Raw genomic sequence first — 26,914 nt, 5'->3', positions numbered from 1 at the left:
GGTCACTTCGTCGAGATCCTGGGGAGTCGCGGGCGTCAGGTGGAGCAATGCTTCACGATATCGCTCACGTAGATCAACTTGACCGGCACTGCAGGGTTGGCGGCGTGTGCCGTGCCATAGTCTGTGGCTGGGGAGCGCGGGCATCCGTTCTTGAAGACTTTCTTGCGGGCGAGAGAACGGAACGAGTATGGAATACAGCGGCAGTCGCATGATCAACGCAACGAGCACGAGGATTGTGAACATTCTCGCCGATATTCGGCGACTGCCGGAGTGGAATCCCGCGATCTTTTCGGTCACAACGGTTGATTCCCTTGCGTTGGTTGGGAAGACGTACCGGATTCGAGCCAAACTGCCTGGTTCTCCCACGATCACCTACGACCAGATAAGCGACGACAACGTCGTCTGGCGCGTGGACGGCTTCCAGGCGCATGAAACAGGAGCTTGGAAACTCGTGCCGGTTGCCGACCAAAAAACTGAGGTTGCCCACACCATCACTCACAGTGGGGCCATCTTTCGCGTGCTTGCCGGTGCTTTTCAAACTGTGCCAGGTTTGAGGCTCGATCGGCTGCAGCGCCGAGCAGAAGACGGCGAGTAGCGCGCCAGACCGCAGGACTGTCACATCGGAGTGACGCGGCGAGTGGCTAGTCCCACGGGTCGGGGGAATTCATGTACCGGTGCGGCGCGGCCCTCAACTTCCGTCGGCCGCTCGCTGATCATGGTCATGTCCGGGATCTTGCCCGAGTTCTTCGCAGCAGGCCGTCTCGGACGCCGGATGGCGCGGCCGGTGCGCAAATGCTGATGCAGATCAACGCGCAAGCCACCCCTACCGCCCCCATAAAGCGCCTGGCAGATCACTTCCGGGCTGACTCGCATTTCCTGCCGATCCGGAAAAACCGCAGCCAGATGATCACTGATCTGATCCGGACTCCATTTCAGGCACAACTCTTTCTGCACCACAAAGACCAGCTCCGAATGGTCGAATTTGCTGGCCTTGGGACGACGTCCCCGAAGCCCGGCCTGCTTCTGCGCCGCATTCGGGGCATACTTCGTCCGTGCCTGCGGGCCAGTCTTGGACCCGCCTCGAGCCAACTTTCGACTGATCGTGCCAGCGGACCGGCCCACCAGAGCAGCGATCGCCCGCACGCCGGTGCCACCCAAATGCAAGTCCGCGATCCGCAGTCGTTCCTCCAAAGACAAGTACCGCCCCGACGTCTCTGCCTCAGGAAGAGGGATCCGCCCACCCGTTGCTTGACGCCAACGCCGTCCAGTTCGTCGATTCACCCCGACAGCATCGCACGCTGCAGTCAGCGTCGAGCCTTGAGTGATCAACACCCAAAACCGCGCCTGCTTCCCAACCAGCTCATACTTCGACCACACGTACAACACCTCACAAAAATCGAGTGTTGCGACGACCGGTTGAATCCGCCATCCCCTTACGGGCGTTCCTATTGGCGGCTATCCTCGTCGCAACCTGTAGCGAAGTGCTTCAGGTGCGTCATGAAGACGATGCCAAGGCAACGCCGGCGTTCGCAGCCCCAACGACAAGACCGCAGGAATTCACCCGCCCTCCATGTCCTTGCTGGGCCCAATGGTGCAGGCAAGTCCACGTTCGTCCAAGCAGTATTGCAGCCTGTCACGCACTTACCGTTCATCAACGCAGATGAGATCGCAGCGCTCCGCTGGCCCGGCCACGAGATAGGTCGCGCTTAAGACCCCGAGAAGCATGACGCCCGACCGAGACGGCCAGCAGCACAAGCCTCCGGGGTGGTCGTTGCTACGGCTGGAGGGTCCAGGGCTTGCGCCGCACCAAAACGTGACCACGACTCGTGCTGAGGCGGGTCCACAGGCCCGACTCGTAGAGCTGCACCGGTTCGTCGGCGGAGAGAAAGCCGAGGCTGAACGCGGCAAACCCGGCGCCGGTCGGCACGAATTCGAGTCCATCGACCTGACGGCCCCACACTTCGGCGCGCACCCGCTCGACGATCATTTCGCCGGTTCCTTCCGGAATCGCCGCAGCGACCTCGTCGATGCCGGCGCGGGCGGCGGCTTCGAGATGCGCGGCCGTCGTCTGCCCGTGCCGGTCCCAGCCCCCCCTGGGCGGCGAGATTCCGGCCCAGGTCACAGTGTTCACCTCGAGGGGAACGGTCACCGTCACCGGCAGGGTCAGGTCAGTGGTCGTCGATTCGAGCCGTTTGAGGCGCTCGATCAGGGAACGCACCGGCACGACCTTGTCGAGATCGACCGGCGTGGTCAACGCGAAGGTGCGCAGGCCGAGCACGGTCGGGCTGACATCGAGCAGGCCGCGCGGGTAGAAGATCGCGGTATACACCGCGATCACCCCCTCCGATGCGATCAAGCGCACGGAACCATCGAGAACGCGACTGGACCGTGACAGAAACACGATCAGATCGCTGAGGGACTGGGAATCGGTAAGAGTGAATGACTGGCTCATCACCTTCTAAACTACCAAGATGCGCCACGACCGTTGGCCGCGCACGCAAACTTGCCAGAGGAGACAGCATGCACAAGCCGATGGAAGGCCTTCTGGCTGTTCTCGATCTTACCGACACCGGAGCCCGCACCAACGAAGACATCTTCACCGGCCCTTCCCAGTGGATGCCGCTCGGTCGCGTCTTCGGCGGGCAAGTGCTGGCCCAGTCCCTCGTCGCCGCGATGCGAACCGTGCCCGATGAACGCCATGTGCACTCGATGCACGGCTATTTTCTGCGCCCCGGTGATGTCAACCAGCCGATCACCTTTTCGGTCGAACGCATTCACGACGGACGCTCGTTTTCGACCCGCCGCACCCAGTGCTATCAGGACGGTGTGCCGATCCTGTCGATGATTGCCTCGTTCCAGGACGCCGATGAAGGCCTGGAACACCACATCGAGATGCCGGCAGACATTCCCGACCCGGAAAGCCTGCCGACGGCATCCGATTCGCTCGCGCACATCGACCATTCGGTGGCGCGCTACTGGGCCAGCGAGCGCCCCTTCGATATGCGCCACGTTCCCTCTCCGATCTACCTCAAGGTCAATGGCGAGCACACCTCGCGTCAGGCCGTATGGATGAAGACTTTTTCGCCGCTGCCGGACGACCCCGACGTGCATCGCGCCGCGCTCGCCTACGCGAGCGACTACTCGATCATGGAACCGATCTTGCGTCGGCACGGCGTCGCCTGGGCCTCGCCGGGCCTCAAGGTCGCGAGCCTCGACCACGCCATGTGGTGGCACCGCTTCGGCCGGGTCGACGAATGGCTGCTCTACGTGCAGGATTCGCCGAGCGCGCAGGGCGGTCGCGGCCTCGCCACCGGCAGCATTTTCAGCCGCGACGGCGTGCTTCTGGCCACCGTGGCGCAGGAGGGCATGTTGCGCGTGCCCATAATCCTCGAATAGTTCCGCAGCTACCAGCTCGGTTTGGACTCCAGCAGCACGCGTTCGTCGGGCATCCACCGGATGTCCACGCTCGCGATATCGTCTTCGGCGACACTCGTGGTGCCCGCGGCGGTGATCGTGGTGCCGGGGCCCGCAATCCAGCTCGCCACCAGCCTCTCATCGCCGGCGGTGTCGGTCACGAACAGGGCGTAGGGCTGCGGGCCGAAGTCGTTGCCGCTCTTCGCGTAACTGCAGCTCGCGTCGATGCGGGTGCCCCAGTTTTCGCCGGTGAGGCGAAAGCTCGCGGTGAGCGGGCTCGGAACGACGGCGGTCATGGCCACGGCCGGGTCCCTGGCACTGGTGACTCGCTGGTCCAGCCAGCCGGGCAACATCAGGGCAGCGGATGCCGCGATCGCGGCGGCCGCAAGCACGGCCCCCACCGTGCGCCGGCGGGCCCGCCGGGAGCGGACCCGTGCCTCGGCCAACAGCCGGGGCAGCAGTTCGGCGGACGGCGATGTGCCGGAATCCACTGCCGCACCGGTCGCGTGACCGAGCTGCGCAGCTTGATCCAGTGGCACCAGAGCGAGCAGCCCGGACAGCCCGGCGAGGTGGGCGACGGCTTGACTGCAGGCGGCGCAGTCGTTCAGGTGTCGTTCGTAGTCACGCCGGTCGCCCGGGGTAAGCGCGCCCAGTACGTAGGCGCCGTCCCAGTCTGCGTACCGGTCAGCAGGAGTGTTCATCGCTCCGTAACTCCTCGCTCTTGCAGTGCGAGACGCAGGGCTCGCAGGCCATAGTGCAGCCTGGATTTCACGGTTCCTTCGGGAATATCCAGGTGTCGTGCAGTCTCCGCGACGGACTGGCCTTGATAGTAGGCGCAGACGATGACGGCCCGATGGTCGAGCGAGAGGTCGGTGAGGGCATCCGCTACCAGCCAGGCATCGAGCAGGGCGTCGGTCTGATCGTCGGTGGGCTGTTCGGGCAGCTGGTCGGTCGGCATCTCATGTCGGGCGCGGGCCGAGCGTCGGTCGTCGATCACCAGGTTTCGGGCCACCGTGAACAGCCACGCCCTGGCCGACACCTCGGTCTGATCGAGCAGGCGTGGCCGGCGCCAGGCGCGCAGCAGCGTCTCCTGCACGACGTCGTCGGCGAGGGCGGTGTCGTGGGTCAGCCGCACAACATAGCGCCACAGAATAGGCCCGTGCTCGTCGTGGAGGGCACGCAATAGTTCGGCACGCTCATCGGCCATGGCCTACCTCCCCTGCTAACACGGAACCGGGGCCATTGCGGTTCAATTGACGTCCTGAAACACTGAACCGAACCACCGGCAGCTTCGTTGATAGCTGAAGCAGCGCCAACCTACCCGTTAATACGTTCCTCAAGGAGAATCATGGCCCCGGCAATCAACCTGTCACGTCGAAGCATGATCCTGGTGGGGGGAAGCGCCGCCGCAGCGGTCGCCCTGGCTGCCTGTAGCAGCACCCCGGATACCGGTACCGCCTCCACGGACGCGTCCCCGACCAAGACCGAGAGCGCGACCGATCCGACCGGTTCAGCCACGGATCCCGGCGCGGAAACGGCACCGGCCGGGACCGAGGTCGCCAAACTGGCCGATATCCCGGTTGGCGGTGGCATCGCGGCCACCCTCGATGGTCAACCAATCCTGCTCGCCCAGCCGACGGAAGGCACGGTCGTCGCCTTCAGCGCGATCTGCACGCATCAAGGCTGCAAGGTGGAGCCCGCCGCCACCGAATTCGACTGCCCGTGCCACCAGTCGCGCTACGACCTCGCCACGGGTGAAGTGCTCGGCGGCCCGGCACCACGCGCACTGGACCGGGTCACCGTCACTGTCGCTGGCGACACGGTTCTGGCCGGCTAACGATCCGGCAGGCGCGGCGATCGATGGCCCGCGCTGGCTCAGCGGCGGGCAAACTCGATCGGGTCGTCGAGGTAGGGAGTCCAGGCGGCGCGTTCGGTGTCGTCGATGCGGCGCGGGCGTTCGCTCGCCGCATCCACGAGCACGATGGTCGTGTTCGCCCGCGCGTACAGCACCTCCGGCGTGACCCCCTCGGGGCTGTACACCTCGTAGCACACGTCAAGGCTCGCACCACCGAGCTTGCCGAGCCAGAGCCGCACGTCGAGCGGCTGACGCAGGTACGGCACCGGCGCCAGATACTCGATCTCCTGCCGGGCGATCAGCGTCAGGGTCGCCGCTCCCGGACGCCCGTCGAGCACGGCCGTGCTCGCGCCGATCGCCCCGTCGTCTTCGGTCACCCAGAAGGCCAGGATGCGCGCCTCTTCCAGCAGGCGCAGCATCTCGGCGTTGTTGACGTGACCGTAGGCGTCGAGGTCGGACCAGCGTAGGCGGATCGGTACGTGCAGCTTCACTTGTTTGACTTTCTAGTCGCGAGTGAGCTTGCGGTAGGCGGAACGGTGCGGCTTGGCCGCGTCGGGGCCGAGACGCTCGATCTTATTCTCTTCGTAAGACTCGAAGTTGCCCTCGAACCAGTACCAGTTGGCCGGGTTGTCGTCGGTTCCCTCATACGAGAGGATGTGCGTGGCCACCCGGTCAAGGAACCACCGGTCGTGGGTGATCACCACGGCGCAGCCGGGGAACTCGAGCAGCGCGTTCTCGAGCGAACCAAGCGTTTCGACGTCGAGGTCGTTAGTGGGCTCGTCGAGGAGCAGCAGGTTTCCGCCCTGCTTCAGGGTGAGAGCCAGGTTCAGGCGGTTGCGCTCGCCACCGGAGAGCACGCCGGCCTTCTTCTGCTGGTCTGGGCCCTTGAAACCAAAGGTCGAGACGTAGGCGCGCGAGGGAATTTCGGTCTTGCCGACCTGAATGTAGTCCTGGCCGTCGGAGACGACCTCCCACAGGGTCTTGTTCGGATCGATGCCGCCACGGTCCTGGTCGACATAGGAAATGTTGACCGTGTCGCCGATTTTCAGCTCGCCGCCGTCGAGCGGTTCCTTGCCGACGATGGTCTTGAACAGGGTGGTCTTTCCCACACCGTTCGGGCCGATAATGCCGACGATGCCGTTGCGCGGCAGGGTGAAGCTGAGATTGTCGATGAGCATGCGCCCGTCGAAGCCCTTTTCGAGCTTGGTCGCGTCGATGACCTGGGCGCCGAGGCGCGGGCCGACCGGAATCACAATTTCTTCGAAGTCCAGCTTGCGGGTGCTCTCAGCGGCGGTGACCATCTCTTCGTAGCGGGCCAGACGGGCCTTCGACTTCACCTGACGGCCCTTGGCGTTGGAGCGCACCCACTCGAGCTCGTCGGCGAGACGGCGCGACAACTTCGCATCCTTCTTGCCCTGCACGAGCAGTCGTTCCTGCTTCTTTTCGAGGTAGGTGGAGTAATTGCCCTCGTAGGGGTAAAGGTGTCCGCGGTCGATTTCGGCGATCCACTCGGCAACATGGTCGAGGAAGTACCGGTCGTGGGTGACGGCGATCACGGCGCCGGGATACTTGGCGAGGTGCTGCTCAAGCCAGAGGACACTCTCGGCGTCGAGGTGGTTAGTGGGCTCATCGAGCAGCAACAGGTCGGGCTTCTGCAGCAGCAGCTTGGTCAGCGCTACGCGGCGCTTCTCACCACCGGAGAGGTTGGCGACCTCGGAGTCGCCCGGCGGGGTGCGCAGTGCATCCATGGCCTGCTCGAGCTGGGAATCGAGGTCCCAGGCATCCGCTGCATCGATCGCTTCCTGCAGAATGCCCATTTCGGCGAGCAGGGTGTCGAAGTCGGCGTCGGGTTCGCCAAGAGCGAGGCTGATTTCATTGAACCGGTCGACCTTGGCCTTGATCGGCCCGACGCCCTCCTGCACGTTTTCGAGCACGGTCTTGCTCTCATCGAGCTGCGGTTCCTGCATCAGGATGCCGACGGTGTAGCCCGGGGAGAGTCGCGCCTCGCCGTTGCTGGGGGTATCCAGACCCGCCATGATCTTGAGAATGGTGGACTTTCCGGCGCCGTTCGGGCCGACCACACCAATCTTGGCACCGGGGAAAAAGGACATGGTGACGTCGTCAAGAATCAGCTTTTCACCGATCGCCTTGCGAGCGCGGACCATTGAGTAAATAAATTCGGCCATAATACTTACCAGTCTATTTGTCGACTGGACCCAACCAGACACAAACCGGTCGAGAGGATCGGCGCGACCACGCTGTGGAAGCCGTCGCTGGCCGGGCCGATTTGACCGATCAGGCATTCGCCGGCGAAGCGCACGGAGAATTGTACGGAGTCGGCGACGAGATCGGCCTGGGTGCGGTCGAAGCTCACTTCCATCGCGCTGCGGTCGAACCCGCCGGCGACGAGGGCGTCGATGTAGGCACGGCCGTCAGCAGCGGGGTTGGCCTTGGTTACTGCCGCGGCCAGAAAGTTGAAGTAGACCAGATTCTCCGCGGCGGTTCCAGTCGGTACCAGTGCCGGGTCGGGCGCTGGAGTGGCCGAGGAGTCCGGTGTCGCCGACGTAGTGGGCACAGCGGTGGTCGCGGCGGGCTCTGCGGGGACACCGGTACACGCGGCGAGGCTGACGCCGAGGAGCAGCACAGCGCCCACCGCGACCACGGCGGACAGGGAGAACCGCGAGCGGCACGCGCGCCGACCGGCCGTAGTCACGACGAACTGATCCTGCGGTTGTGGTTCTGCCACGCTCACGTATTGCCTCCCCCGGTCCACGCGCGTGGACGATGTTACGAGTCTAAACGCGCGTAGGCATCCACATCCGCGTCGGTGTCGATCGGTACAAAGCCGTCTCCGGCAGGGTTGATCTGCCCGCGCTCCGCCTCGAACGCACTGGCCGATTCCTCCGATTCAGGGGATTCCACCGGGTCCGGCTCAGCCTGATCGGTGCTGGTACGCGAGGGTGCCGCAGAGCGCACCGGCGTCGTGGTGTACCAGGTGAGGTCGTGGCCGACAGAGTCAGCAATGATCTCCACGGAAGTTCCGGATTTCTCGGCGTTGGTCCATTTGCGAACGACCAGCCGTCCGGTGACGACAATGTGCTCGCCTTTGTTGAGCGACTTGCCCGCATTCGTGGCCAGCTGGCGAAAGGTCTTGACGGAATACCAGCAGCTTTCGTCGACGATCCATTCGTCTTTGGCCTGGTCGTGGTGGCTCTGGCGGGAGGCCAGCCGAAAGGAGGTGATCGGGGTCCCGTTTTTGCCGAAAGTCACACTGGGATCGGTGCCGATGACTCCGGATATCGTGATGTGGTCGCTCATGGTCTCTCCCGGCACGGTTGTCGCGAAGACCCTCGTTGGGCGCTCGACAGAGAGTGAGCGCACACGGCCCGGGAACGACAACTCGTGCCAGTCTTCGTCGCTCCCGGGTCGCACACTGCGAGTGTGCCGCCCCCATGGGCTGCGACGGATCGATTCGAGCGAATCAGTGGAGAATCCCGCCGACGAGCCGTTAAGGAGAAGAAACTAGCCGATGAGGTACTCGGAGTACGACTTGCGAATCTTGTTGACCTTCGGCACGGCAACGGCCATGCAGTAGCCCTGCCCGGGGTTCTTGTTGAAGAAGTCCTGGTGGTAATCCTCGGCATCGTGGTAGTCGCCGAGCGGTTCGATTGTGGTGGTGATGCCGGAGCCCCACCATTCGCTCGCGCGATCGCGGGCCGTCTCAAACAGCCGCTTCTGCTCATCATCGGTGTAGAACATGGCCGACCGGTATTGGGTCCCGATATCGTTGCCCTGCCGGTTGAGCTGGGTCGGGTCGTGGAGTGTGAAGAACACGTCAAGGATGACGCTGGCCGGAATGACCTCCGGGTCGAAGGTGACCGCGACGGCCTCGGCGTGGCCGGTACGCCCGGTACAGACCGCTTCATAGTTCGGGTCGGCGGTGGTGCCGCCGGTATACCCCGACACGACCTCGCTCACACCGCGTAAGACCCGATAGACAGCATCGAGACACCAGAAACATCCACCTGCGATCACAAAAGTTTGCACTCCTCCACCCTAACTCGTCCGGCGTCGCCGTTGCCGAATGCTGCGTCAGCATCGCCGACTGTTCGCCGAAAGCGGATGTCGGTGGTCGCCCATACGGTGGAGGAAACAACCGCGGCCGGCCGAAGCAGAAGGAGCAATCATGACCACTCTCATCGCACCGATCCCCCGCATTCGTGGCCGTGACTTCATCCCCGTGCGCGAGGGACTGTGGCGCGTCGTCGACCCCCTTGGCGCTGTCATCGGCTATCTCGAATGCCACGCCGGCATCGACGGCGACCGGTACAGCGCCCGCAGAATAGTCTTCGCCACGCGCACGCGCGATCTCGGTGTGTTCTGCCGCATCGAAGACGCCATCGATTGTTTCCGCTAGTGCCCTAATAGGTGCCGCGCTGCACCCATTGGTTCCAATTGCGTGGGGGCACGCCGAGGCTGGTCCCGCATAACAGAAACTGCGCGGATAAAATCCTCGACATGGAATGGTGGAATAGCTTCGTAACCTGGCTCACAGACGTCAGCACAGAACCAGTGGTTTTCAGTGCAATCGTCTTCATTGGTGCGATTGTCATCGCCAGCGTGCTGGCGGCGTTGATCTCCCGGGGGGCCGTCAAGCGGCTCCTCACTCAGCGGGATCGGGAGATCAAGGTGGCCGCGATCGCCTCTCTCGTCGATGCCGCCACCGAGGCATCCGTTTGGAATTCACTGACCCCGCAGGAACAGGTCATGAGCGACCGGGCCGTCGGACAGGCCGACATTCAGGTTCGACTGCTGCCGATCCGCGGTTCGGGCATCGCCGCGAACTGGGCCGCCCACGAGTTGTATGAGCTCAAGCGCACCTCGGCCACATTCGGGTACCAGCTGGAACCGGCCCTGGTCGAGTTTCGCGATCGCCTGGTGGAGTGGCAGAACAAGCCCGGGCGTGCCCGCAAAATCTTCCAGGGCGATCTCGATCGTTGGAAGGCCCAGAATTCCGGCGCCGAGAAGAACCTGCTGGCCGAGCAGGAAGCCTGGGTTGCCCAGCAGCACCACGACCAGCACAGTGCGGCAGAGTCCGCCCCCGCACCAGTGCGAGCGGCACCGCTCACTCCTGCGGCGGTCAACCGTGCGCCGGCAGCCACTTCGACGGCGGCTGCGGCCGACGCATCAACGGAGACCCAGCGTCTGCTCGACGACGTGAACAAGCTCGAGGTGCGCAGCACAGACCCGCTCACTCGTTCGTCCTCCGCACCGACCACCTAGGTCAATCAGCACCACCTGAACGAGCCGGTCGGCGCTCTCGCAGCACTGGCCGGCTCGTTTTTTCGTCGCGCTGGGGCGCTTACTGCCACCACTCGTCAAACAGCGAAGCTGGCACTCGCCGCTTATGCTCCGTGCTCAGGAAGCGTGATTCGATTGCCTCGGCCACTTCGTCCTCGACCGGAAGCCCCTCGAGAAAATCGTCGATGTGCTCGTACTGCAGCCCCAGATTGGCTTCGTCGGTCTGGCCGGGCGTGTGATCGAGCAGATCAGCGGTCGGGTCCTTCAGATAGAGCTGTTCGGGGGCGCCGAGCTCCACTAACAGGGCGCGGCCCTGGCGCTTGGTCAGGCCGGTCAGCGGAAGAATGTCGGTGCCGCCGTCGCCGTACTTGGTGAAGAATCCGGTGACCGCCTCGGCAGCATGGTCGGTCCCGACCACGAGCAGGCCGAGCTGGCCGGCGAGCGCATACTGCGCGATCATGCGGGAGCGCGCTTTGACATTCCCCTTGGTGAAGTCGGTCATCGCCACGTCGAGGCTTGCGAGAAACTCGGTTTCGAAACCCTCGACGGCGAGTTCGATATTGAAGACGGCCTGCGATTTTGGGCGGATGAATTCCAACGCGAGTTGCGCATCCGCTTCATCGCGCTGCACCGCGTAGGGCAGGCGCACAGCGACAAAGGTGGCCGGATGCCCCTCGGCGACGAGTTCATCGATGGCGAGCGCACACAACCGCCCGGCCAGGGTGGAGTCCTGGCCGCCGCTGATGCCGAGCGCCAGGCCCGCAGCGCCGGTGCGCTTGAGGTAGTCCTTGAGAAATTTCACCCGGCGGCCAATCTCGGCGGCCGGGTCGATGATGGGTGAGACGTTGAGTTCCGCGATGATTCGCGCCTGGAGTTCTCGCATACTTAAATCTAGCAATCCTCGAGAATTTGCGCTGCCGCCTCCCTCGAGATCAGCACCGGGGTACCGGCGAATCGTGGCGAAATTTTCCCGCACGGTAGGACAAAGACCGCTCGGGGGACGCAAGAATGATAGTTAAGAATAAGTACAGCATGCACGAGGAGTTCAGCGAAGCGCGATCCGGCAGAACGGTTCACGGAATCAGCCGGTCTGCACTGGCAATCGCTGTGTCCGGTATTCTCTTGGCCGGACTCGGCGGGTGCGCCGCCGTCACGAACGACGAAGTTGATACCACGCCTGCTGAGCAGACCGCGCAGCCGACTGCCGCGCAGCCGACTGCCGCCCCGCCCGCAGGCTGCAGTTCCGAACTCGCCCTGGACTACGGCGACGTGGTCGGCCTCGAAGATGTGACCGTCGAGTTCGGCACCTACTGCCACACCACGATCAGCCCCACCTCTGAGGCAGCCGTCTACGACTTCACCAAGACCGACTTCGAGACCCTTGCCGAATTCGGCTTCACCGAGGACGACGCCGTGGAGGCCCTGCCGGTCGCCCTGCGTATTCTCACCAAAGAGGTTCTGGACAGCAGCCGGCTGGACAACTACGGCATCGCCCCGGCCGAGTGGTTTGCGGCGAATTCCGATTACATCACCACCGATTGGCAACCCAAGTTTCAGAATGCGATCGATGACGACGGTGCCGTGCTCGGCACGGCAGCCTTCGTCGTCACTGACATTCTGCTGGCCCGGCTTGCTCGCGACGGAGGCGCCCGCGCGTCGAGCACCGTCGTACGTCTGGATCGGGTGTACGCCGAAGAGCCAGACGGAGGCGAGCCGAATCTAATCTTCAGATTCAGCTCAACGAGCACGTTCGTTGCGACGGATGCTCAGATTGTCGCGCTGGTGCTCGCGGCCGACCCCGTCCAGAGCGCAGATGCTCTGCGCGCATCCAACCCCGAGTTCTTCGACGGAGCGGAAAATTCGTTCCTCATCATGACCGGGAACACCGTTCTGGGATTCGGCCTGGACAGTGACGATCAGGTCATCGGTACGAACTCAAATATCCAGCTGTACACCGACCAGGGCCTCGACGTCATCGCCTAACCCGTTCGATGCAGAGCACCAAGGCCCCGACGATGACCGGGCGGGTATCTCTGAGCGCCTCCATGGAGGTCTTGTGGAGAGCGCGCGGCAGAACCATCTGCTTCGTCCTCGCGAGAGCGGGTGAACGGTTACTTCGGCGCTCGTGAAGCAGCCGTTCACTCGCTCGCGCCGGTGGGAAGAAACTTCTGAACTTGAGTCAGAATAATCTTGAGATTTGCTCGTATTTAGGGACGATTCGGGTTATAATTGTGAGTGAAGGAGGCACCGACGCCATGACCCTCACCGCCCCGCCCGCCGCAGCCGGCTCGATGCCGCAGGGTTCTCGCGTTGAAGCTGTGGCTCAGGCCGGTGCCATTCTGGCGGCAGCGTTTGACGATGTGCGGTTCGGTCACCTCGACGATGCTGAAGCTGTTGCGGTTCTCGCGGCGTTGGAGGGGCTCGGCCGCAAGGTCGATGGGGTCAGGCTACGCGCCACCACCGACATCGGCGTGCGCGCCGAGATCGACCTTGGCAGTGGCTCGCTGGCGTACCGAAACGGATGCCGCAACCGGGTCGAGTTCATCACCCAACTCGTCTGCATCTCGGGCCGCGAAGCCAAACGGCGCCTGAAGCTCGGTGAGACCGCGGTGGAACGTACCCCGCTGGGCCTGCCCGTTCCGGCCCGGTACCCGGTCATCGCCGACGGCCTGACCAGCGGGGAACTCGGCATGGAATCGGCGGAGATCATCGCCAGCACCCTCACCGCTCTGCAGGGAAAGGTCCTGCCGGGCGACCTCGACCGGGTTGAGCGCGCCCTCGTCGCCACCGCCACCGGGGCCATCACCCCGGAAACCGTGGGGCTCCCCGGCGTGGGCATCCGCTTCACGCCCGACGTGCTCCGCGCGCAAGCGTTGGAATGGCAGGCCCGCCTCGACCCCGACGGCACCGCCCCCAGCGACGACGTGACCGAGGCCAACAGCACGCTGACGTTCGGGCTGCTCCGTAATGGGTTGTACCCGCTGCGCGCCGAGGTCACCCCGGAGCTGCGCGGCATCATGGACACCCTCTTCGACACCTATCTGTCCGCCCGGTCGCGCACCCCGATGTTCGTGCCCACTGAATCCCTTGACGGCAGCGCCGAGCTGGACGGCCTCGATGGCAGCAACACGGAGACTGAGCGGTTCAGCGCCGACCCGTTCAGTTCTGACCAGTACAACGGCGACACCCGCTTCGATGGGGACCGCCGCACCGCGGGCGAGAAACGTGCCGACATCCTCCGCGACGTCTTCCAGGCGGCCGCGCGCGACCCCAAGACCCCGACCATGGGCGGCGCCGCCCCCATCGTTATGATCCACGTCAACGCCACCGACCTCAACGCAGGCCGCGGCGTCGGCTGGATCGACGGCGTCGAAGCCCCCGTCAGCATGCGCCGGGTGAAAGAGACCATCTGCTCCGGCGGCGCCCAAAAAATCATCTTCGGCGACAACGGCGACGTCCGCTACCTCGGCGACAAAGCCCGCTGCTTCACCCCCAAACAACGCGCCGCCATCGCCGCCCGCGACGGAGGCTGCATCATCCCCGGCTGCACCATCCCCGCCCGCTGGACCGAAGTCCACCACGTACTCCCCTGGCAACAAAACGGCCGCACCGACATCGACAACGGTGTCCTTCTCTGCTGGTTCCACCACCACACCATCGACACCAGCGGATGGAAAATCCGCATGATCAACAGCCGACCCCAAGTACGCGGACCCCTACTCTGGGACCCCACCCAAACCTGGCGCCCCGCCCACAGCCACCGCGCCAACATCCCCAGCCCCGAACCACCCTGGTGCACCTAAGACCATCAAGCGCGGCCGGAATTGTGTTCATCTTTGAGTTCGACCGGGCTCACCTCGAGCAAAACGGCGAGTCGCGGCCTTCTGCATTACTGGTGCCCCCGGTAGGAATCGAACCTACGACAATCGGATTAGAAGGCCGGTGCTCTATCCACTGAGCTACGGGGGCGGTACTGTACAAGGTTACAGGTCGCGAGCGCGGTCGGTCGCCGAAGCGCTCAGGTCGACGAAGCCTGCCAGGTCAGGTGGCGCGGCGCCGGACCAGGTCGGGCATCGACGGTGTCGCGCTGATCAGCTTTCGGGTGTAGGGGTGCAGGGGCCGCTCGTAGACATCGCCGGTGGGGCCGCACTCGACGATACGTCCGTCGGAGATGACGGCCACGGTATCGCACAGGTGGCGGACGACGCCGAGATCGTGCGAGACGAACACGAGCGTGAGCCGGTACTGGTCGACGAGTTCGGCGAGCAGGTTCAACACCTGGGCCCGGACCGATACGTCCAGGGCGTTGACCGCTTCGTCGGCGACCAGAACCCGCGGCCTCGTGATGAGCGCTCGTGCGATGGAAATTCGTTGTCGCTGGCCTCCGGAGAATTGGTGCGGATGCCGGTCCATCACGTCGGCGTCGAGTCCGACCGCGGCCAGCTGGGCTTGAACCCGGGCTCGAGCCTCGGCCCGACCGACGTGCTGCAGGGGTTCGGCGACGATGTCGCGCACCTTCATGCGCGGATCCAGCGACCCCATCGGGTCCTGGAACACCATCTGCACCTGCCTGCGAAACTCGCGTAGTTGCCGTTCAGAGGTTCCCCCGAGCGGTTGACCGAGCACGTCGACCGTGCCGGAACTGGGCTGGTCGAGGGCGCACAGGATGCGCATCAGGGTGGACTTGCCGGACCCTGATTCGCCGACGATGCCCAGCCGTTGCCCCTCGGCCACGTCAAAGGACAGGTCGCGTAGGCCGTGCACGATCTGTTTCGGGGCGAGCAGACGGCCGCCGTTCCGCCGATACTGCCGGCTCAGGTTGCGCACCGAAATGGCGGGTTCGCCAGCCACCTCGTTGAAGATTATTGGAGGGCCTCCGGGTTCGAGGCGCTGGTGGGCGGCGCGGTGCGGCGGCGGGATCGCCGGCGGCGCGGCATCCGCTTCGGTTCGGCTGGGTGCGGTTCGGCTGGGTGCGATTCGGCTGGGTGCGATTCGGCTGGGTGCGATTCGTGTCCGGGGCGCGGACGTGGGCGTGGGCGTGGGCGCGGGCGTGCGCGTGCGCAGTCGGCCTCGGTCGTCGACCGCGGAGAGATCGGCGGCCGCAATGAGATTCTTCGTATACGGATGCTGCGGCGCGGCCAACACCTGCCCCACCGGCCCCTCCTCGACGATCGTCCCCCGGTGCATCACGAGCACCCGCTGGCAGACCTGCGCGACCACGGCTATATCGTGGGTGATCAGGAGTAGGGAGGACCCCCGGTCGGCCACCAGGCCCCCGATGAGTCCAAGCACCTCGGCCTGCACGGTGACGTCGAGGGCCGTGGTTGGTTCATCGCAGAGCAGTAGCTGCGGGTCGTTCGCCATGGCCATGGCGAGCAAAACCCGCTGGCGCTGACCACCGGAGAGCTGATGCGGAAAGGCGAGAGCCGCCTGGGCCGGGTCGGGCAGCTTGACCTGGGCCAGCAGCAGGGCGGCACGGTCCTGGGCCTGTCGCCGACTGGGTTGGGTGCGGTGCACCGTCATGATTTCAGCGATTTGAGCTCCGACCCGCATGAGCGGATTCAGGGCGGTCATCGGCTCCTGAAAGACCATGGCCATGGTGTTGCCGCGCACCTGGTTCAGGCGGCGCTCGCCAGCCGTGAGCAGGTTGGCATCGACGCCGCCCAGGCGCACCGAACCGGTGGCCGTGAGGGTATCGGGCAGCAGTCCCATAACGGATGTCGCGGCGAGCGACTTTCCCGACCCGGATTCCCCGATCAGGCCGACCCGTTCGCCGGCGGCGATATCAAAGCTGATGCCATGCAACAGCTCAGTGAAGGGCGAACTGACCCGCAGGTCGGTCACGCTGAGGGCGGGCGCGGTCACCGTTTCACCTGCATGCGCGGGTCGAAGCGATCGCGCAGACCGTCACCGAGCAGGTTGAAGCCCAGCACCGCGATGGCGATAGCGATCCCCGGCCAGACGATGAGCAACGGTTCGATGAACAGGTAGCCCTGGGCATCCTGCAGCATGCGGCCCCACGAGGGCGTGGGTGGGGGCGTGCCGAGCCCGAGGTAGGACAACGCGGCCTCGGCGAGCACCGCGATGCCGAACGAGACCGAGGCCTGCACGATGAGCATGCCGCTGATATTGGGCAGAACGTGCCGCACCCCGATGAACAGGCCGTTCTTGCCCGCGGCGCGCGCGGCCAGCACGTATTCGCGGCTCATGATCTGCCGGGTTCCGCTGCGGGAGATGAGGGCGAACGCGGGTGCCGTGCCGATGCCGAGCGCGACCATCGCGGTGACCGTTCCGGCGCCGTAAATGGCACCGAAAATGATCGCAAGCAACAGGGCCGGGAAAGCCAGGGAAATGTCGTTGCCGCGCATCAGGAATTGGTCCAGCCGGCCCGGATTCATGCCGGCCACGATGCCGAACGGCACGCCGAGCACGGCCGCGATTGAAACGGCGACGGTGCCCACGAGCAGGGAGATCTGAGCGCCGCGCAGGAGGGAACTGAAGACATCACGCCCGAAGTTGTCGGTGCCGAGAAGGTGTTCCGCGCCGGGCGGCAGCAGGATCGAGTCCGAGAAGACCCCTTCCGGGTCGAACGGCGTCCACCACAGAGACACGACGGCGGCCAGCACGACGAGACCGATCAGCACGAGGCCGACCCGGAGCGTTGCGTCACCACCACGAACCGCACGACGAGAGGATTTCGCGGGCCTGCTGGCGGTCATGACGCGCTCCGCAGTCGCGGATCGATCACAGTGAAGGCCAGGTCGACGAGAAAGTTCAGCACCAGCACGAACACGACGAGCACCAGCACGATGCCCTGCACTGCGGGCAGGTCGCGCAGGGCGACCTTGTCGAGCAGCAGGCTGCCCAGGCCGGGAATGCTGAACACCCGCTCGATCACCACGGCACCAATCAGCAGGGTGGCGATCTGCAGGCCAAGCACGGTCATCACCGGAACGGCCGCGTTGCGAAGCCCGTGCCGAAAGAGGGCGCGCGCTGTTCCGAGGCCCTTGGCCCTTGCCGTGCGCATAAAGTCGTCGCGCATGACGTCGAGAACCGCCGATCGCACATAACGGCTGAGCACGGCGCCCTGCACACTGCCGAGGGCGATCGCCGGCAAAATCAGGTGCTCGATGAAGCCACTGAAATCGTCCGCCGGATCAACCCAGCCGCCCGCCGGAAGCCAGCGCAGCGTCACGGCGAAGACGGTGACCAGCAGAAGCCCGGCCAGAAACCCGGGCACGGCAACACCGATCTGGCTGATGCCCGAAAAAATCGCGCCGTCCGGCCTCCGCTGCCGGACCGCGGTCAAAATTCCAAACGGAATCGCGAACAACAGCGCCAGAACGACACTGGTGTGCACAAGGATCACCGTGATGCCGAGGGCATCCGCTATGTCGGGGCCGATCGGCTGACGCGACACGGTGGAGGTACCGAAATCGCCGACGAGCACGTGCCCGATCCAGTCCAGGTAACGCACAACCGCTGGGCGGTCGAGCCCGATCGCTGTGGCCTGCGCCGCAACATCCGCTTCGGTGGCTTGCACGCCCAGGGCGATGCGCACCGCGTTGCCGGGCAGAATAGCCAGCAGCAGAAAGGTCACGATCGACGCCACGATGCCCGTCGTCGCGAAGACACCGATGCGACGCAGAATCACCAGAAACATTGCAGACTTTCTCGAAAGCGCGTGAAACGAATGCGCCATCCGCTCGACATCAACCGTAGGGGTGAACGGCTTCGTCCGTTACCGGGCGATGGTCGACAGGTCCAGCGCGAGGCTCGGCGTATTCTTCGGCACACCTCTCAGATCGGCGTCGGCCAGCGAAATCGCCGGCTGCAGATACAGCCAATTAGCGGATGCGTCCTCCGCCATCGTGCGCGTCGCCTCCTTCATGAGTTCCACATAAACGGCCGGGTCGGCGGCATCCGCTTCAGCGAATTTTGCCATCACCGCGGGCGAATCATAGCCGGCGTAATAGCTGGGGGCGGCGAAGACGCTGACGTCCCGTGGCTCGCTGTGCATGATGAGCGACAGGTCGTAATCGTGGTCGGCGAACACCTCGTCGAGCCACACCGCCGGAAATTCGAGTGGGGTCACCTCGGCGGTGATGCCGACTTCGGCGAGCTGGGCCTTGACTACCTGCGCGCCAGCCACGGCGTAGGGCAGGTTCGGAATCTTGAACGCGACGGTCAGGTCGCTCATGCCTGCCTCGGTGAGAAGCTCGATGGCCCGGGCGGGATCGTAGGGGTAGAGGTCAGCGAGGCTGGCGTCGTACCAGGGGTCGGTCGGCGGTACCATCGAGCCGATCAGCAGACCGTAGCCGCTACTCACCGTGTCCATGACCGCCTGCCGGTCGATGGCGTACATGACGGCCTGCCGCACCCGAACATCGCTAAACGCATCGCTGGAATTGTTCATCGACAGGGTGACTTCACCGGTGCTGGCGCCCTCGAGCACCTGGTAGTCAGAGTTTGATTTGAGCTGATCAACCAGTTGAAACTGCGAGATGCCCGAAATGAGGTTGATGTCACCGCTAAGCAAGGCGTTGGTCTGCGCGGTCGCATCGGTGAAGTAGCGCAGTGTGACATCGGTCAGGTACGGCGCCGCTCCCCAGTAGTCAGCGTTGGCGGCCAGGACCAGGCTGTCGCCGGTTTTGAAGGAGCTGACCGTGTAGGGCCCGGTTCCGACGGGGGCTGTAGCCAGGTCGGTAATGCCGGCTTCGGTGAACATGGTGCCGACCGGGCCGGTCATATTGAAAAGCCAGCCGTTGCTCGGTGTCGACAGAGTGATTCGAGCCTCGGTGTCAGTGACGGCCTCGATGCCGGCAATCGGATCGAGGTAGGCCGGCCCGTTCGCGGTCCAGTTGTCTTTCACGCGTTCAAGGCTGAACTTGACGCTGTCGGCGGTGAACGGGGAGCCGTCCGAGAAGGTCACGCCCTCGTTCAGGACAAAATCGTAAACCAGGCCGTCATCACTGACCGTCCAGGACTCGGCGAGCAGGGGAATGATCGTGCCCTCGTTGTCGAGTTTCACGAGGCCCTCGTAGACGTTATAGAGAAGCGCCTGCGGAATGGCCGCACCGGCGGTCGTGGTGTAGTCGAGGTTGCCCGGCGTAGCGAGCAGACCAACGGTCAACTTCGTGTCCGGCCCACCGTCCGTGGACGCGGTTCCGGCGGAACACCCGACCAGGGCCAGCGACGCGATCAGCGTACCCGTGATGCTGGCGAGAATCGTGCGCCGGGTGGGGGCTCTCATCACTCAGAGGGCTTTGGCCGCGGCAACGAGAACCTGGGCCAGAGTCGGTACGCCGGCCGCACGAAAGACCTCGGCACCTTCGCTGTTGGTAATGACGACGGTCGGGGTATTGCGAATGAGCAGGGCTTCGGCTTGCTCTGGTGCACCGGCAACATCAATCTCACGCACGGTCGAACCGGGAACGAGCCGCTTCGCCTCGGCCAGCACGGCACGCGTCTGCATGCACGGCTCGCAGAATGACGACGAATACAGGGTGAATTCCATCAGGGGCCTCGCAGATCACGCGCAAACGAACAGTGTTTTCAAGTTTACAGGCCCTGTCGGGGGCCACCGGTAGACTCAAGGCATGACGAACAGCACGACGGATACAGCACCGACGCCCGCCCCGACCGCCTCCCCGACCTCGAAGAGCCCCGACCGCCTGGTCTGGATCGACTGCGAGATGACCGGGCTGGACCTGGACCGCGACGAGCTCGTCGAGATCGCCGTCGTCATCACCGACTACGACCTCAATGTGCTCGACCCCGGTCTTGACCTCATCATCAAGCCCAACGACTCTGCCCTCGAAAACATGGGCGATTTCGTGCGCAACATGCACACATCCTCGGGGCTGATCACCGAGATTCCGAACGGGATCAGCGCGGCCGAGGCCGAGTACCAGGTACTCGAGTATGTCTTGAAGTTCATTCCGGCCGAACAAAAGGCACCTCTGGCCGGCAACTCCATCGGCACCGACCGTGCCTTCCTCACCCGCTACATGCCGCGCCTCGACAACCAGCTGCACTATCGCAATGTCGACGTGTCGTCGATCAAAGAGTTGGCCCGACGCTGGTACCCACGCGTTTACTTCAACGCCCCAGCCAAGGACGGCGGCCACCGTGCCCTGGCCGACATTCTCGAGTCGATTCGCGAACTCGCGTACTACCGCCAGACGGTGTTTGTGGCCGACCCAGGGCCCTCGAGTGACGAAGCCAAGTCGCAGGCCGCGGAGGTTGTGCACTTATTCACCTCCGAGGTGTAATAGGATTGCTGAGTTGCCCCGCGTTGTAGACGTGGGGACGCATGGTGGGTATAGCTCAGTTGGCAGAGCGCCTGGTTGTGGTCCAGGAGGTCGCGGGTTCAATCCCCGTTACTCACCCCAATGATTCACCGTTCACGATTTGGTCAGTGATGCTAGAGCTGGACGCGTCCGAATTCGAAGCCCTCGTTGTCGGCGAGCTAGATCTGCTGCCCGATGACATGGTTGATGGTCTCGACAATATTATTTTCGTGGTCGAGGACCGGCCCGAGAACGGCACCCTGGACACCCTCGGCCTCTACGACGGCGTGGCGCTGACCGAACGCGGCCAGTACGGCTTCGGGGAGATGCCCGATCGCATCGTGCTGTATCGGGAGCCGCTACTCGCTATCTGTACGACACTCGACGACCTGCACGACGAAGTTCACATCACACTCGTGCACGAAATCGCCCATTTTTATGGCATTGATGACGACAGGCTGCATGAGCTCGGCTGGAGCTGACCGCAAGCGGTCTAGCCTTGCAGAATGAGCTCCTTCCGTCCTGGCCGTCTGATCGGAATTCTGGTCGGAACCGTCGTGATTCTCAGCCTTGGTGTCTACGGTCCCGCGATGCTTCTCGGTCCGCTACCCGCCGTGGCCGCGACCACCGTCACGCCCGCCGCCGGTGCCTTCGCCCCCACTCCCCCGGTACTCTCCGCCAATGGCGCGAGCGCCATCGCCGTGCTCGCCGCGACGACGAGTGATGCCTCAGGCACCACGTCGACCGGTACCGTTTCGCAAGCTGCGGAGCCGATCGCCGTCGCCGGAACGGCGGAAGCACTGCCGATGGCATCCATCGCCAAGGTTGTCACCGCCCTCGTCGTTCTCGATGCCAAGCCGATCGCGGACGGGGAATCCGGCCCCGTGGTGACTTTGACTGCCGCCGACTTTCAGAGTTATCTGGACTACGACCAGGTCGGTGCCCGCTCGGTCACGGTCTTCGCCGACGAGCAGTGGACCGAGCTGGAATTATTGCAGGCACTGCTGCTGGGCTCGAGCAACAACCACGCCGACAGTGTGGCGCGCTGGGCTTTCGGCTCCCTCGACGCCTACGTTGAAGCCGCCAACGCCTGGCTCGCCGACAACGGGCTGACCGGCTCCGCCGTTGTCGACGCTACCGGCCTCGGCGATGGCAGCGCTGGGACCGCTACCGATCTGGCTCGCCTCGCGGGTCTCGCCGCGACCGACCCGATCGTCTCTTCGATCCTGGAACGCCCAGCATCCGCTTTGGCGGACCGTCGCGGTGTCGAGAACACCACTTCATTTCTGCCCGAGGAGGGCATCACCGGTATTTCGCGCAGCTACACGGATGCCGCCGGCGTCTGTTTTCTGTTCACCGCCGAGGTCAGCGACGGCGCGTCGAGCTTCACGTTCTCGGGCGCTTTCATCGGCGAACCGACCTACGATGCGCTCACCGCGGACCTCACCGCCCTGATGGAGAGCGCCCGCGCTGGAGTCGGTCCGCTGCCGGTACTGGCCGCCGGCGACGAGTACGCGACGTTCGAATCGGCCTGGGGTGACGAGGCTTCCGCCGTGGTCGGCGTCTCCCGCACCCGTTATGCCTGGCAGGCCGCCACGCCGGAGGCTGCCACGGTCACACTCAAGGATTTCGCCACCGCGCGCACCGGCGCGAACGTCGGAGAGGTGCAGCTCACCGTGGCCGGGGAGGAACTCTCGGCCGCGCTGAAACTCGACCAGGCGATCAACAATCCGGGGCTGGGGTGGCGGTTGCTGCACCCGATCGTGATGATCACGGCGCTGCTCGATCAGTAGTTAGATCGGCTCCACCTCGGTGTCGATCGGATCACTCTCGCCCTTGTCGAAGGAGTAGCGCACGCGGCGTTGCCCGTTGACGTCTCGTTCGTCGACCTCGTCGTACCAGAACACCGACTCCAGTCCGGCGACGGCGGCCACCATGCTGATGCGGGGCGCGTGTTTGCCGCGCACAAGGGCCCGGGAATCGATCTGACCCTCGAGCGGGCCGTCGATGAACTCGGCGATATACAGGGTGGGGGCGCCGGCATCGTCACGGTCGAAGGTATTCATGGCAGTTAATCTAGTCCTGTGCGCCCCGGGTTACCCGGTGGGCTCGCTGGCGCGTGTCGCCCGCTCTCGTCGCCTACCCGCCCGCACGCAGGCGCACGGTGGCACGACGTTCGGGTGCCTCCTGCGTGAGGTAGGCCGTCCATTCGTCCTGCCACTGGTCCCAGTGCATTCGAAACGCCTCTCCATCGCGGTCGAGCGCTCGTTGTTTGCGCAGGTCGTCGTCGGCGGCCAGCCACACGCGCACGTCGCTGAGCGGCTCATGCGCGGCCGCGAGCGTTCCGCAACCCTCAACGATCAGTGGTCGTTCTTTAGTCAGCGGATGCCACTCGGCTCGCTGATTCGCGCTCCAGTCGTAGCGCTGCCAGGCCGCCGGCCGCCCGGTGCGTCGGGGTTCGAGAAGGTACCGGCGCAGGTGGTCGATGGCCGCGTCGAGGCCATCCCAGCCGGGGTAGATATCGTCCATCCGCACAAGCTGCGGGGTTTGACTGCCCGGCCACTCTGCCACGAGGGCGTCGGCGAGGGTGCTCTTGCCCGCGCCACTCGGCCCATCGATGAGCACCACCGGGTTCGGCCCGGCCGCGGTGACGGCCTGGAACACCGGCGCCAGCAGGGTCGTGGCGCGCAGAGAATCAAGCGAAGACAAAGTTCCAGTTTCCCGTGGATACCGAGATCACGACGGCCAAAACGGCGATCATCAGCCCGATCCCGATGAGTGACCATTCCCGCAGGCCGAACGTTGAACTCCGAGCCCAGGTGCGTTGGATGGGAGCGCCGAAGCCACGCGCTTCCATGGCGGTGGCGAGTTTACTGCCCCGCCGAATGGACAACACCAGGAGCGCGAAGGTCTGGTTGCCCAGGCGGCGCAGCACCGCGCCATCCGCTACCCCGCGTGCCCGGCGGGCAAGTCCCAGGGCACGCCAGTCCTCGATGAACAGCCCGACCATCCGCAGCGCCGCAAGTCCGCCGAGCACGAACCGGGCGGGCAAGTGCACGACCTGTCCCAGCCCGTCGGCGAGATCGGTGGGATCGACGGTGATGAACAGGACGACGGCAGGCAGCCCGATCGCGAGCACCCGCAGGGTCGTGGCGAGGGCCAGATCAATTGAGCCATCGGTTACCTGGATGAGTCCGAATGACCAATATTCCTGACCGGAGGCCTGACCATACAGCAGCGTCGTGATTCCAGTGGACGGTGCAGCCAGCCAGACCAGCGCGGTTCGCCACAAGAAGACTCGAAGAGTAAGCCCAGCCCACAGAAAGAGCAGCATTTCGCAGGCCAGGGCGACGGCGGCGGATACCCAATCGATGGTCAGCACCAGGACTGCGGCGAGCAGGAGCGCGGCAGCGAGTTTCGCGACCGGATTGATCCGGTCGATCGCTCGCACTCCCCGCGTGGGTGTCAAGACACTCATGGCAGAACCGCGCTGAGATCGTACTTGGAGCCGCGGCCCTCGACTCGAAATTCCCGATCAGCGACGGCGGCAACGAAGTCTGTGTCGTGGGAGACCGCGACGATGGCGGTGCCCGCGTCCAGGAGGTCACGCAGCAGCGAAACGATCTCCTGCCAGGTGCGAAAATCCTGACCGAACGTGGGTTCGTCCAGCACCAGAAGTCGGGGTTGGGTGGCCAGCACTGTGGCGACCGACAGACGTCGTTTCTCGCCACCGGACAGGGTGAATGGGTTGGCCTCGGCCAGGTGGTCCAGGCGAAGGCGATCCAGCAGACCGTCGACGCGCCGGTGCAGCAGCGCGTCCGACAGACCGAGGGCTCGCGGTCCGACGGCCAGTTCGGCGCGCACGGTGCCAGCGACGAACTGGTGTTCCGGGTCTTGAAAGACGGTGCCCACTCGACTCAGAAGCTGGCGCGATTTCCAGCGGATCGGGTCGCTGCCTGCGCCAGCGGCGAGAGCGCTGCTGGCGACGACCCGCCCGGCGGCGGGGCGCAGGAGCCCCGCCAGGGTGAGCGCGAGGGTGGACTTGCCGGCTCCGTTGGGTCCGGTGATGAGCAGAGCACAGGCCTCCGGCACCTCAAGGTCGATATTTTCGGCAACCACACAATCCCGAGTGCGCGCAATCGCGAGAGAACTGGTCGACAAGAGCGTTGGCTGACCGGTCTCTCGCGGAGGCCTTACGGGAAGCGTGTGTGGCACACCGGGTACCCAGACGCCGGAGGCGGTCAGTGCAACTCCCTGCGCGAGGAGAACGTCGCTCGGGGATCCGTCGGCCAGGACTCCCCCGTCGGCACCCAGAACGATCACCCGGTCGACGAGGTCCTTCCAGATCTCAACCCGATGTTCAATAACGATGAACGTCGAGTCAGTGTGTGCCAGAACGCGGGCGACGGACTCGCGCACCTCCCGCACGCCGACCGGATCGAGATTTGCCGTCGGCTCATCGAGGAGCAGCAGACCCGGCTGCATGGCCAACACTCCAGCGAGAGCAAGACGCTGTTTTTGGCCGCCTGACAAGGCGGACGTCGGGTGGCCAACGGGGACGTCGAGGCCGACCATCTCGAGGGCATCCTGTACGCGCCGCCAAATTTCCTCACGCGGCACGCCGATATTTTCGCAACCGAAAGCGACGTCGTCGCCGACGCGAGCGAGAATTACCTGCGAGTCGGGGTCCTGGAGGACCAGGCCGACCTGACCCCTGGCGTTGCCAGGCTCGGTGCCGTTCACGCGCAGACTACCGCGTTGCTCGCCCTCTTCGTCGCCGCCGAGCACGCCAGCCAGCGCATGCAGCAGCGTCGATTTTCCCGAACCGGATGCACCGAGCAGGAGAATCCGCTCGCCAGGCTCGATGCGGAGGGACAGCTCGCTCACCGCCCAGCGCCGCCGACCGGAATGGCGCCAACCCCAGTCGCGGGCGTCGACGGATGCGCCTCCCCGCGTCGCGCCCACCAGCATCCGCTCGCCTAGATCGCGGTTCGACCGGCGATGCGACCCGCCGCGAAGCGGTTGAGCGCGCCCGTGCGAGCCAGGCCGCGCGCAGCGAACCAGGACAGGAGCCCGGCGATAACGACGCCCGAAATAATCGCGCTCACGATATAAATCGTCGCGAATGCGCTCGCTGAACCGGGATACCACAGCACCAGGTCGTTGATGGCCATGGCAAGTCCGGCCCCAGCGCCCGCCAACAACACGACGTAGAGACGATAGTTCGTGTAGAGGAACAGAGCGAAGACAAGCTCGGCGCCAAGACCCTGCACCAGGCCAGACACCAGAGTCAGTGGTCCCCATTGGTTGCCGATCAGCGTGGAAACGACGGCGGCAAGGAGCTCCGTGTACAGCGCGGCCCCGGGTTTGCGAATGATGAGACCGCCGAGCACGCCAGCGAACAGCCAGCCTCCGCCCAGGAGAGCCGATAGGCCCGGCAGCAGCGGCGAAAGTAGACCGCTCAGGGGGTTGCTCGCCTGATTCCAGACGAGGAAGATGACACCGCCCGCGACGCCGATGACGCTGGCAACGACGATGTCGACGACGCGCCAGCGAAAGTTGCGCTTCGTGGCTCCCGCCGGAGCGGATTGCTTGAGTGAACTCGTTGTAGCGTGCACTGTTTCGTGCCCTTTCCGTAGGTGAATACAGGGCACGGGATTGAGAAGCCTCCCTGCGCTGGCATGATCCAGATCAGGTTCGACGGTCGAAGCTTGGTCAGCTTCCTCTCAGCCCGGTTTACCGGACTCCCGTGATCGTGGTCAAGTATAGTGCCCCGCTTAGACTGACGACATGGGGATCACGACATGAGCATCGGCATTCTGCTCGTTTTGGCGGCCCTGTACCTGCTGCTCATGCGCCGGTTCGTTCTACGGCGGCGGCGAATTGCGCAGGGTCTGCCGGTGAGCGGCCCCTGGCACTTTCCGGCCTGGCTGCGCCCAAGAGTGCCGCGCTGGGCGCGGCGACGCTTCGCGCGTCGCCCGCGTCGCCCGCGTCGCCCGCGTCGCCCGCGCGCCGCGCGGCGGTTGCGCCACACTCGCCCGGGCCCACCTTA

31 protein-coding genes, 2 tRNA genes and 1 riboswitch are annotated in these 26,914 nt (G+C 64.7%); of the genes, 12 read left to right on the top strand and 21 right to left on the bottom strand.

The window, feature by feature from the left end; translation table 11 throughout:
* Positions 1 to 208: 208 nt before the first annotated feature.
* Complete coding sequence (locus E3O45_RS02355) at positions 209 to 595, top strand: hypothetical protein (RefSeq protein WP_134441442.1); 387 nt, start codon at positions 209 to 211, stop codon at positions 593 to 595.
* 20 nt (positions 596 to 615) lie between these two features.
* Here the strand turns inward: E3O45_RS02355 and E3O45_RS02350 are convergent, their stop codons facing one another.
* Positions 616 to 1,197 (bottom strand): helix-turn-helix domain-containing protein, encoded by a 582-nt coding sequence (locus E3O45_RS02350; protein ID WP_166789372.1) that lies wholly within the window; start codon positions 1,195 to 1,197, stop codon positions 616 to 618.
* 577 nt (positions 1,198 to 1,774) lie between these two features.
* A complete protein-coding gene (locus E3O45_RS02340) occupies positions 1,775 to 2,452 on the bottom strand; it encodes a hypothetical protein (RefSeq protein ID WP_134441438.1) in 678 nt (225 codons plus the stop codon).
* A gap of 68 nt (positions 2,453 to 2,520) precedes the next feature.
* Here E3O45_RS02340 and E3O45_RS02335 point away from each other — a divergent pair, with 68 nt between their 5' ends.
* Positions 2,521 to 3,396 (top strand): acyl-CoA thioesterase II, encoded by an 876-nt coding sequence (locus E3O45_RS02335; RefSeq protein WP_233195428.1) that lies wholly within the window; start codon positions 2,521 to 2,523, stop codon positions 3,394 to 3,396.
* Between the two features lie 8 nt (positions 3,397 to 3,404).
* On the opposite strand, the gene E3O45_RS02330 is transcribed toward E3O45_RS02335, so the two are convergent.
* Positions 3,405 to 4,115, bottom strand: coding sequence for a zf-HC2 domain-containing protein (locus E3O45_RS02330; RefSeq protein ID WP_134441437.1), 711 nt, complete (start codon positions 4,113 to 4,115; stop codon positions 3,405 to 3,407).
* On the bottom strand, positions 4,112 to 4,621 hold the full coding sequence (locus E3O45_RS02325) for a sigma-70 family RNA polymerase sigma factor (protein ID WP_134441435.1): 510 nt from the start codon (positions 4,619 to 4,621) through the stop codon (positions 4,112 to 4,114). Before E3O45_RS02325 ends, E3O45_RS02330 begins: the two co-directional genes overlap by 4 nt.
* Before the next feature lie 141 nt (positions 4,622 to 4,762).
* On the opposite strand from E3O45_RS02325, the gene E3O45_RS02320 reads away from it, so the two are divergent.
* On the top strand, positions 4,763 to 5,251 hold the full coding sequence (locus tag E3O45_RS02320) for a ubiquinol-cytochrome c reductase iron-sulfur subunit (protein ID WP_134441433.1): 489 nt from the start codon (positions 4,763 to 4,765) through the stop codon (positions 5,249 to 5,251).
* Positions 5,252 to 5,289: 38 nt separating this feature from the next.
* Here E3O45_RS02320 and E3O45_RS02315 read toward each other — a convergent pair whose 3' ends face one another.
* The 5 genes from E3O45_RS02315 to msrA all read right to left on the bottom strand — a co-directional run bounded on the left by E3O45_RS02315 (position 5,290) and on the right by msrA (position 9,316).
* Positions 5,290 to 5,760, bottom strand: a complete 471-nt coding sequence (locus tag E3O45_RS02315; protein WP_134441432.1) for a thioesterase family protein — start codon at positions 5,758 to 5,760, stop codon at positions 5,290 to 5,292.
* A gap of 12 nt (positions 5,761 to 5,772) precedes the next feature.
* Entirely contained in the window at positions 5,773 to 7,455 is a 1,683-nt protein-coding gene (gene ettA / locus E3O45_RS02310) for an energy-dependent translational throttle protein EttA (RefSeq protein WP_134441430.1), read from the bottom strand.
* Between the two features lie 5 nt (positions 7,456 to 7,460).
* Positions 7,461 to 8,021 (bottom strand): hypothetical protein, encoded by a 561-nt coding sequence (locus E3O45_RS02305; protein WP_241985184.1) that lies wholly within the window; start codon positions 8,019 to 8,021, stop codon positions 7,461 to 7,463.
* Between the two features lie 35 nt (positions 8,022 to 8,056).
* Entirely contained in the window at positions 8,057 to 8,587 is a 531-nt protein-coding gene (locus E3O45_RS02300) for a single-stranded DNA-binding protein (RefSeq protein ID WP_134441429.1), read from the bottom strand.
* Between the two features lie 204 nt (positions 8,588 to 8,791).
* The gene (msrA, locus tag E3O45_RS02295) at positions 8,792 to 9,316 is read right to left on the bottom strand and encodes a peptide-methionine (S)-S-oxide reductase MsrA (protein ID WP_134441427.1); all 525 of its coding nucleotides are present in this window, start codon (positions 9,314 to 9,316) and stop codon (positions 8,792 to 8,794) included.
* A gap of 139 nt (positions 9,317 to 9,455) precedes the next feature.
* Between msrA and E3O45_RS02290 the strand changes: the two genes are divergently transcribed.
* Together E3O45_RS02290 and E3O45_RS02285 are read left to right on the top strand one after the other, a co-directional pair.
* Complete coding sequence (locus E3O45_RS02290) at positions 9,456 to 9,686, top strand: hypothetical protein (protein ID WP_134441425.1); 231 nt, start codon at positions 9,456 to 9,458, stop codon at positions 9,684 to 9,686.
* A gap of 101 nt (positions 9,687 to 9,787) precedes the next feature.
* A complete protein-coding gene (locus tag E3O45_RS02285) occupies positions 9,788 to 10,552 on the top strand; it encodes a hypothetical protein (RefSeq protein ID WP_174843042.1) in 765 nt (254 codons plus the stop codon).
* Positions 10,553 to 10,631: 79 nt separating this feature from the next.
* Here the strand turns inward: E3O45_RS02285 and nadE are convergent, their stop codons facing one another.
* Positions 10,632 to 11,453, bottom strand: coding sequence for an ammonia-dependent NAD(+) synthetase (gene nadE, locus E3O45_RS02280; protein WP_134441423.1), 822 nt, complete (start codon positions 11,451 to 11,453; stop codon positions 10,632 to 10,634).
* Between the two features lie 224 nt (positions 11,454 to 11,677).
* On the opposite strand from nadE, the gene E3O45_RS02275 reads away from it, so the two are divergent.
* Complete coding sequence (locus tag E3O45_RS02275; protein ID WP_134441421.1) at positions 11,678 to 12,553, top strand: hypothetical protein; 876 nt, start codon at positions 11,678 to 11,680, stop codon at positions 12,551 to 12,553.
* Positions 12,554 to 12,825: 272 nt separating this feature from the next.
* A complete protein-coding gene (locus E3O45_RS02270; RefSeq protein WP_134441419.1) occupies positions 12,826 to 14,373 on the top strand; it encodes an HNH endonuclease signature motif containing protein in 1,548 nt (515 codons plus the stop codon).
* 90 nt (positions 14,374 to 14,463) lie between these two features.
* Here the strand turns inward: E3O45_RS02270 and E3O45_RS02265 are convergent.
* The 6 genes from E3O45_RS02265 to E3O45_RS02240 form a co-directional block, all read right to left on the bottom strand.
* Positions 14,464 to 14,539 (bottom strand) — tRNA-Arg (locus E3O45_RS02265).
* Between the two features lie 72 nt (positions 14,540 to 14,611).
* Positions 14,612 to 16,435 carry an ABC transporter ATP-binding protein gene (locus tag E3O45_RS02260; protein WP_134441417.1) on the bottom strand — a complete coding sequence of 608 codons (1,824 nt, stop codon included), beginning with the start codon at positions 16,433 to 16,435 and terminating at the stop codon, positions 14,612 to 14,614.
* Positions 16,432 to 17,289 carry an ABC transporter permease gene (locus tag E3O45_RS02255; RefSeq protein WP_134441415.1) on the bottom strand — a complete coding sequence of 286 codons (858 nt, stop codon included), beginning with the start codon at positions 17,287 to 17,289 and terminating at the stop codon, positions 16,432 to 16,434. The genes E3O45_RS02260 and E3O45_RS02255 overlap by 4 nt, the downstream gene beginning before the upstream one ends.
* Positions 17,286 to 18,233, bottom strand: a complete 948-nt coding sequence (locus E3O45_RS02250) for an ABC transporter permease (protein WP_134441414.1) — start codon at positions 18,231 to 18,233, stop codon at positions 17,286 to 17,288. The genes E3O45_RS02255 and E3O45_RS02250 overlap by 4 nt, the downstream gene beginning before the upstream one ends.
* Positions 18,234 to 18,311: 78 nt before the next feature.
* Positions 18,312 to 19,823, bottom strand: coding sequence for an ABC transporter substrate-binding protein (locus E3O45_RS02245; protein ID WP_134441412.1), 1,512 nt, complete (start codon positions 19,821 to 19,823; stop codon positions 18,312 to 18,314).
* Between the two features lie 3 nt (positions 19,824 to 19,826).
* On the bottom strand, positions 19,827 to 20,087 hold the full coding sequence (locus E3O45_RS02240) for a thioredoxin (protein WP_134441411.1): 261 nt from the start codon (positions 20,085 to 20,087) through the stop codon (positions 19,827 to 19,829).
* Between the two features lie 82 nt (positions 20,088 to 20,169).
* Here E3O45_RS02240 and orn point away from each other — a divergent pair, with 82 nt between their 5' ends.
* The 4 genes from orn (at position 20,170) to E3O45_RS02220 (ending at position 22,655) form a co-directional block, all read left to right on the top strand.
* Positions 20,170 to 20,844 (top strand): oligoribonuclease, encoded by a 675-nt coding sequence (gene orn / locus E3O45_RS02235; protein ID WP_134441409.1) that lies wholly within the window; start codon positions 20,170 to 20,172, stop codon positions 20,842 to 20,844.
* A 44-nt stretch (positions 20,845 to 20,888) separates the two neighbouring features.
* Positions 20,889 to 20,964, top strand: a tRNA-His gene (locus E3O45_RS02230).
* A gap of 29 nt (positions 20,965 to 20,993) precedes the next feature.
* On the top strand, positions 20,994 to 21,344 hold the full coding sequence (locus tag E3O45_RS02225; RefSeq protein ID WP_092451908.1) for a metallopeptidase family protein: 351 nt from the start codon (positions 20,994 to 20,996) through the stop codon (positions 21,342 to 21,344).
* A gap of 24 nt (positions 21,345 to 21,368) precedes the next feature.
* Complete coding sequence (locus E3O45_RS02220) at positions 21,369 to 22,655, top strand: hypothetical protein (RefSeq protein WP_134441405.1); 1,287 nt, start codon at positions 21,369 to 21,371, stop codon at positions 22,653 to 22,655.
* On the opposite strand, the gene E3O45_RS02215 is transcribed toward E3O45_RS02220, so the two are convergent.
* The 5 genes from E3O45_RS02215 to E3O45_RS02195 form a co-directional block, all read right to left on the bottom strand.
* Complete coding sequence (locus E3O45_RS02215) at positions 22,656 to 22,928, bottom strand: hypothetical protein (protein WP_134441403.1); 273 nt, start codon at positions 22,926 to 22,928, stop codon at positions 22,656 to 22,658.
* 73 nt (positions 22,929 to 23,001) lie between these two features.
* Complete coding sequence (locus E3O45_RS02210) at positions 23,002 to 23,571, bottom strand: AAA family ATPase (RefSeq protein WP_241985183.1); 570 nt, start codon at positions 23,569 to 23,571, stop codon at positions 23,002 to 23,004.
* Positions 23,558 to 24,340 (bottom strand): energy-coupling factor transporter transmembrane protein EcfT, encoded by a 783-nt coding sequence (locus E3O45_RS02205; RefSeq protein WP_134441402.1) that lies wholly within the window; start codon positions 24,338 to 24,340, stop codon positions 23,558 to 23,560. Before E3O45_RS02205 ends, E3O45_RS02210 begins: the two co-directional genes overlap by 14 nt.
* Positions 24,337 to 25,833 carry an ABC transporter ATP-binding protein gene (locus E3O45_RS02200; RefSeq protein ID WP_174843041.1) on the bottom strand — a complete coding sequence of 499 codons (1,497 nt, stop codon included), beginning with the start codon at positions 25,831 to 25,833 and terminating at the stop codon, positions 24,337 to 24,339. The genes E3O45_RS02205 and E3O45_RS02200 overlap by 4 nt, the downstream gene beginning before the upstream one ends.
* Before the next feature lie 8 nt (positions 25,834 to 25,841).
* Positions 25,842 to 26,480: an ECF transporter S component gene (locus E3O45_RS02195; protein ID WP_134441400.1), complete on the bottom strand. Its 639-nt coding sequence runs from the start codon at positions 26,478 to 26,480 to the stop codon at positions 25,842 to 25,844.
* A 33-nt stretch (positions 26,481 to 26,513) separates the two neighbouring features.
* A riboswitch (TPP riboswitch) is annotated at positions 26,514 to 26,623 on the bottom strand.
* Positions 26,624 to 26,666: 43 nt separating this feature from the next.
* Here E3O45_RS02195 and E3O45_RS02190 point away from each other — a divergent pair.
* A partial coding sequence (locus E3O45_RS02190; RefSeq protein ID WP_194086936.1) for a hypothetical protein occupies positions 26,667 to 26,914 on the top strand: 248 nt, incomplete at its 3' end.

The organism is Cryobacterium sp. TMS1-20-1, assembly GCF_004402355.1.
GTDB classification, from domain to species: Bacteria; Actinomycetota; Actinomycetes; order Actinomycetales; family Microbacteriaceae; genus Cryobacterium; species Cryobacterium levicorallinum.
The sequence above is the reverse complement of the archived record's forward strand: the minus strand, read 5'-3'. Positions and strand labels throughout refer to the sequence as shown.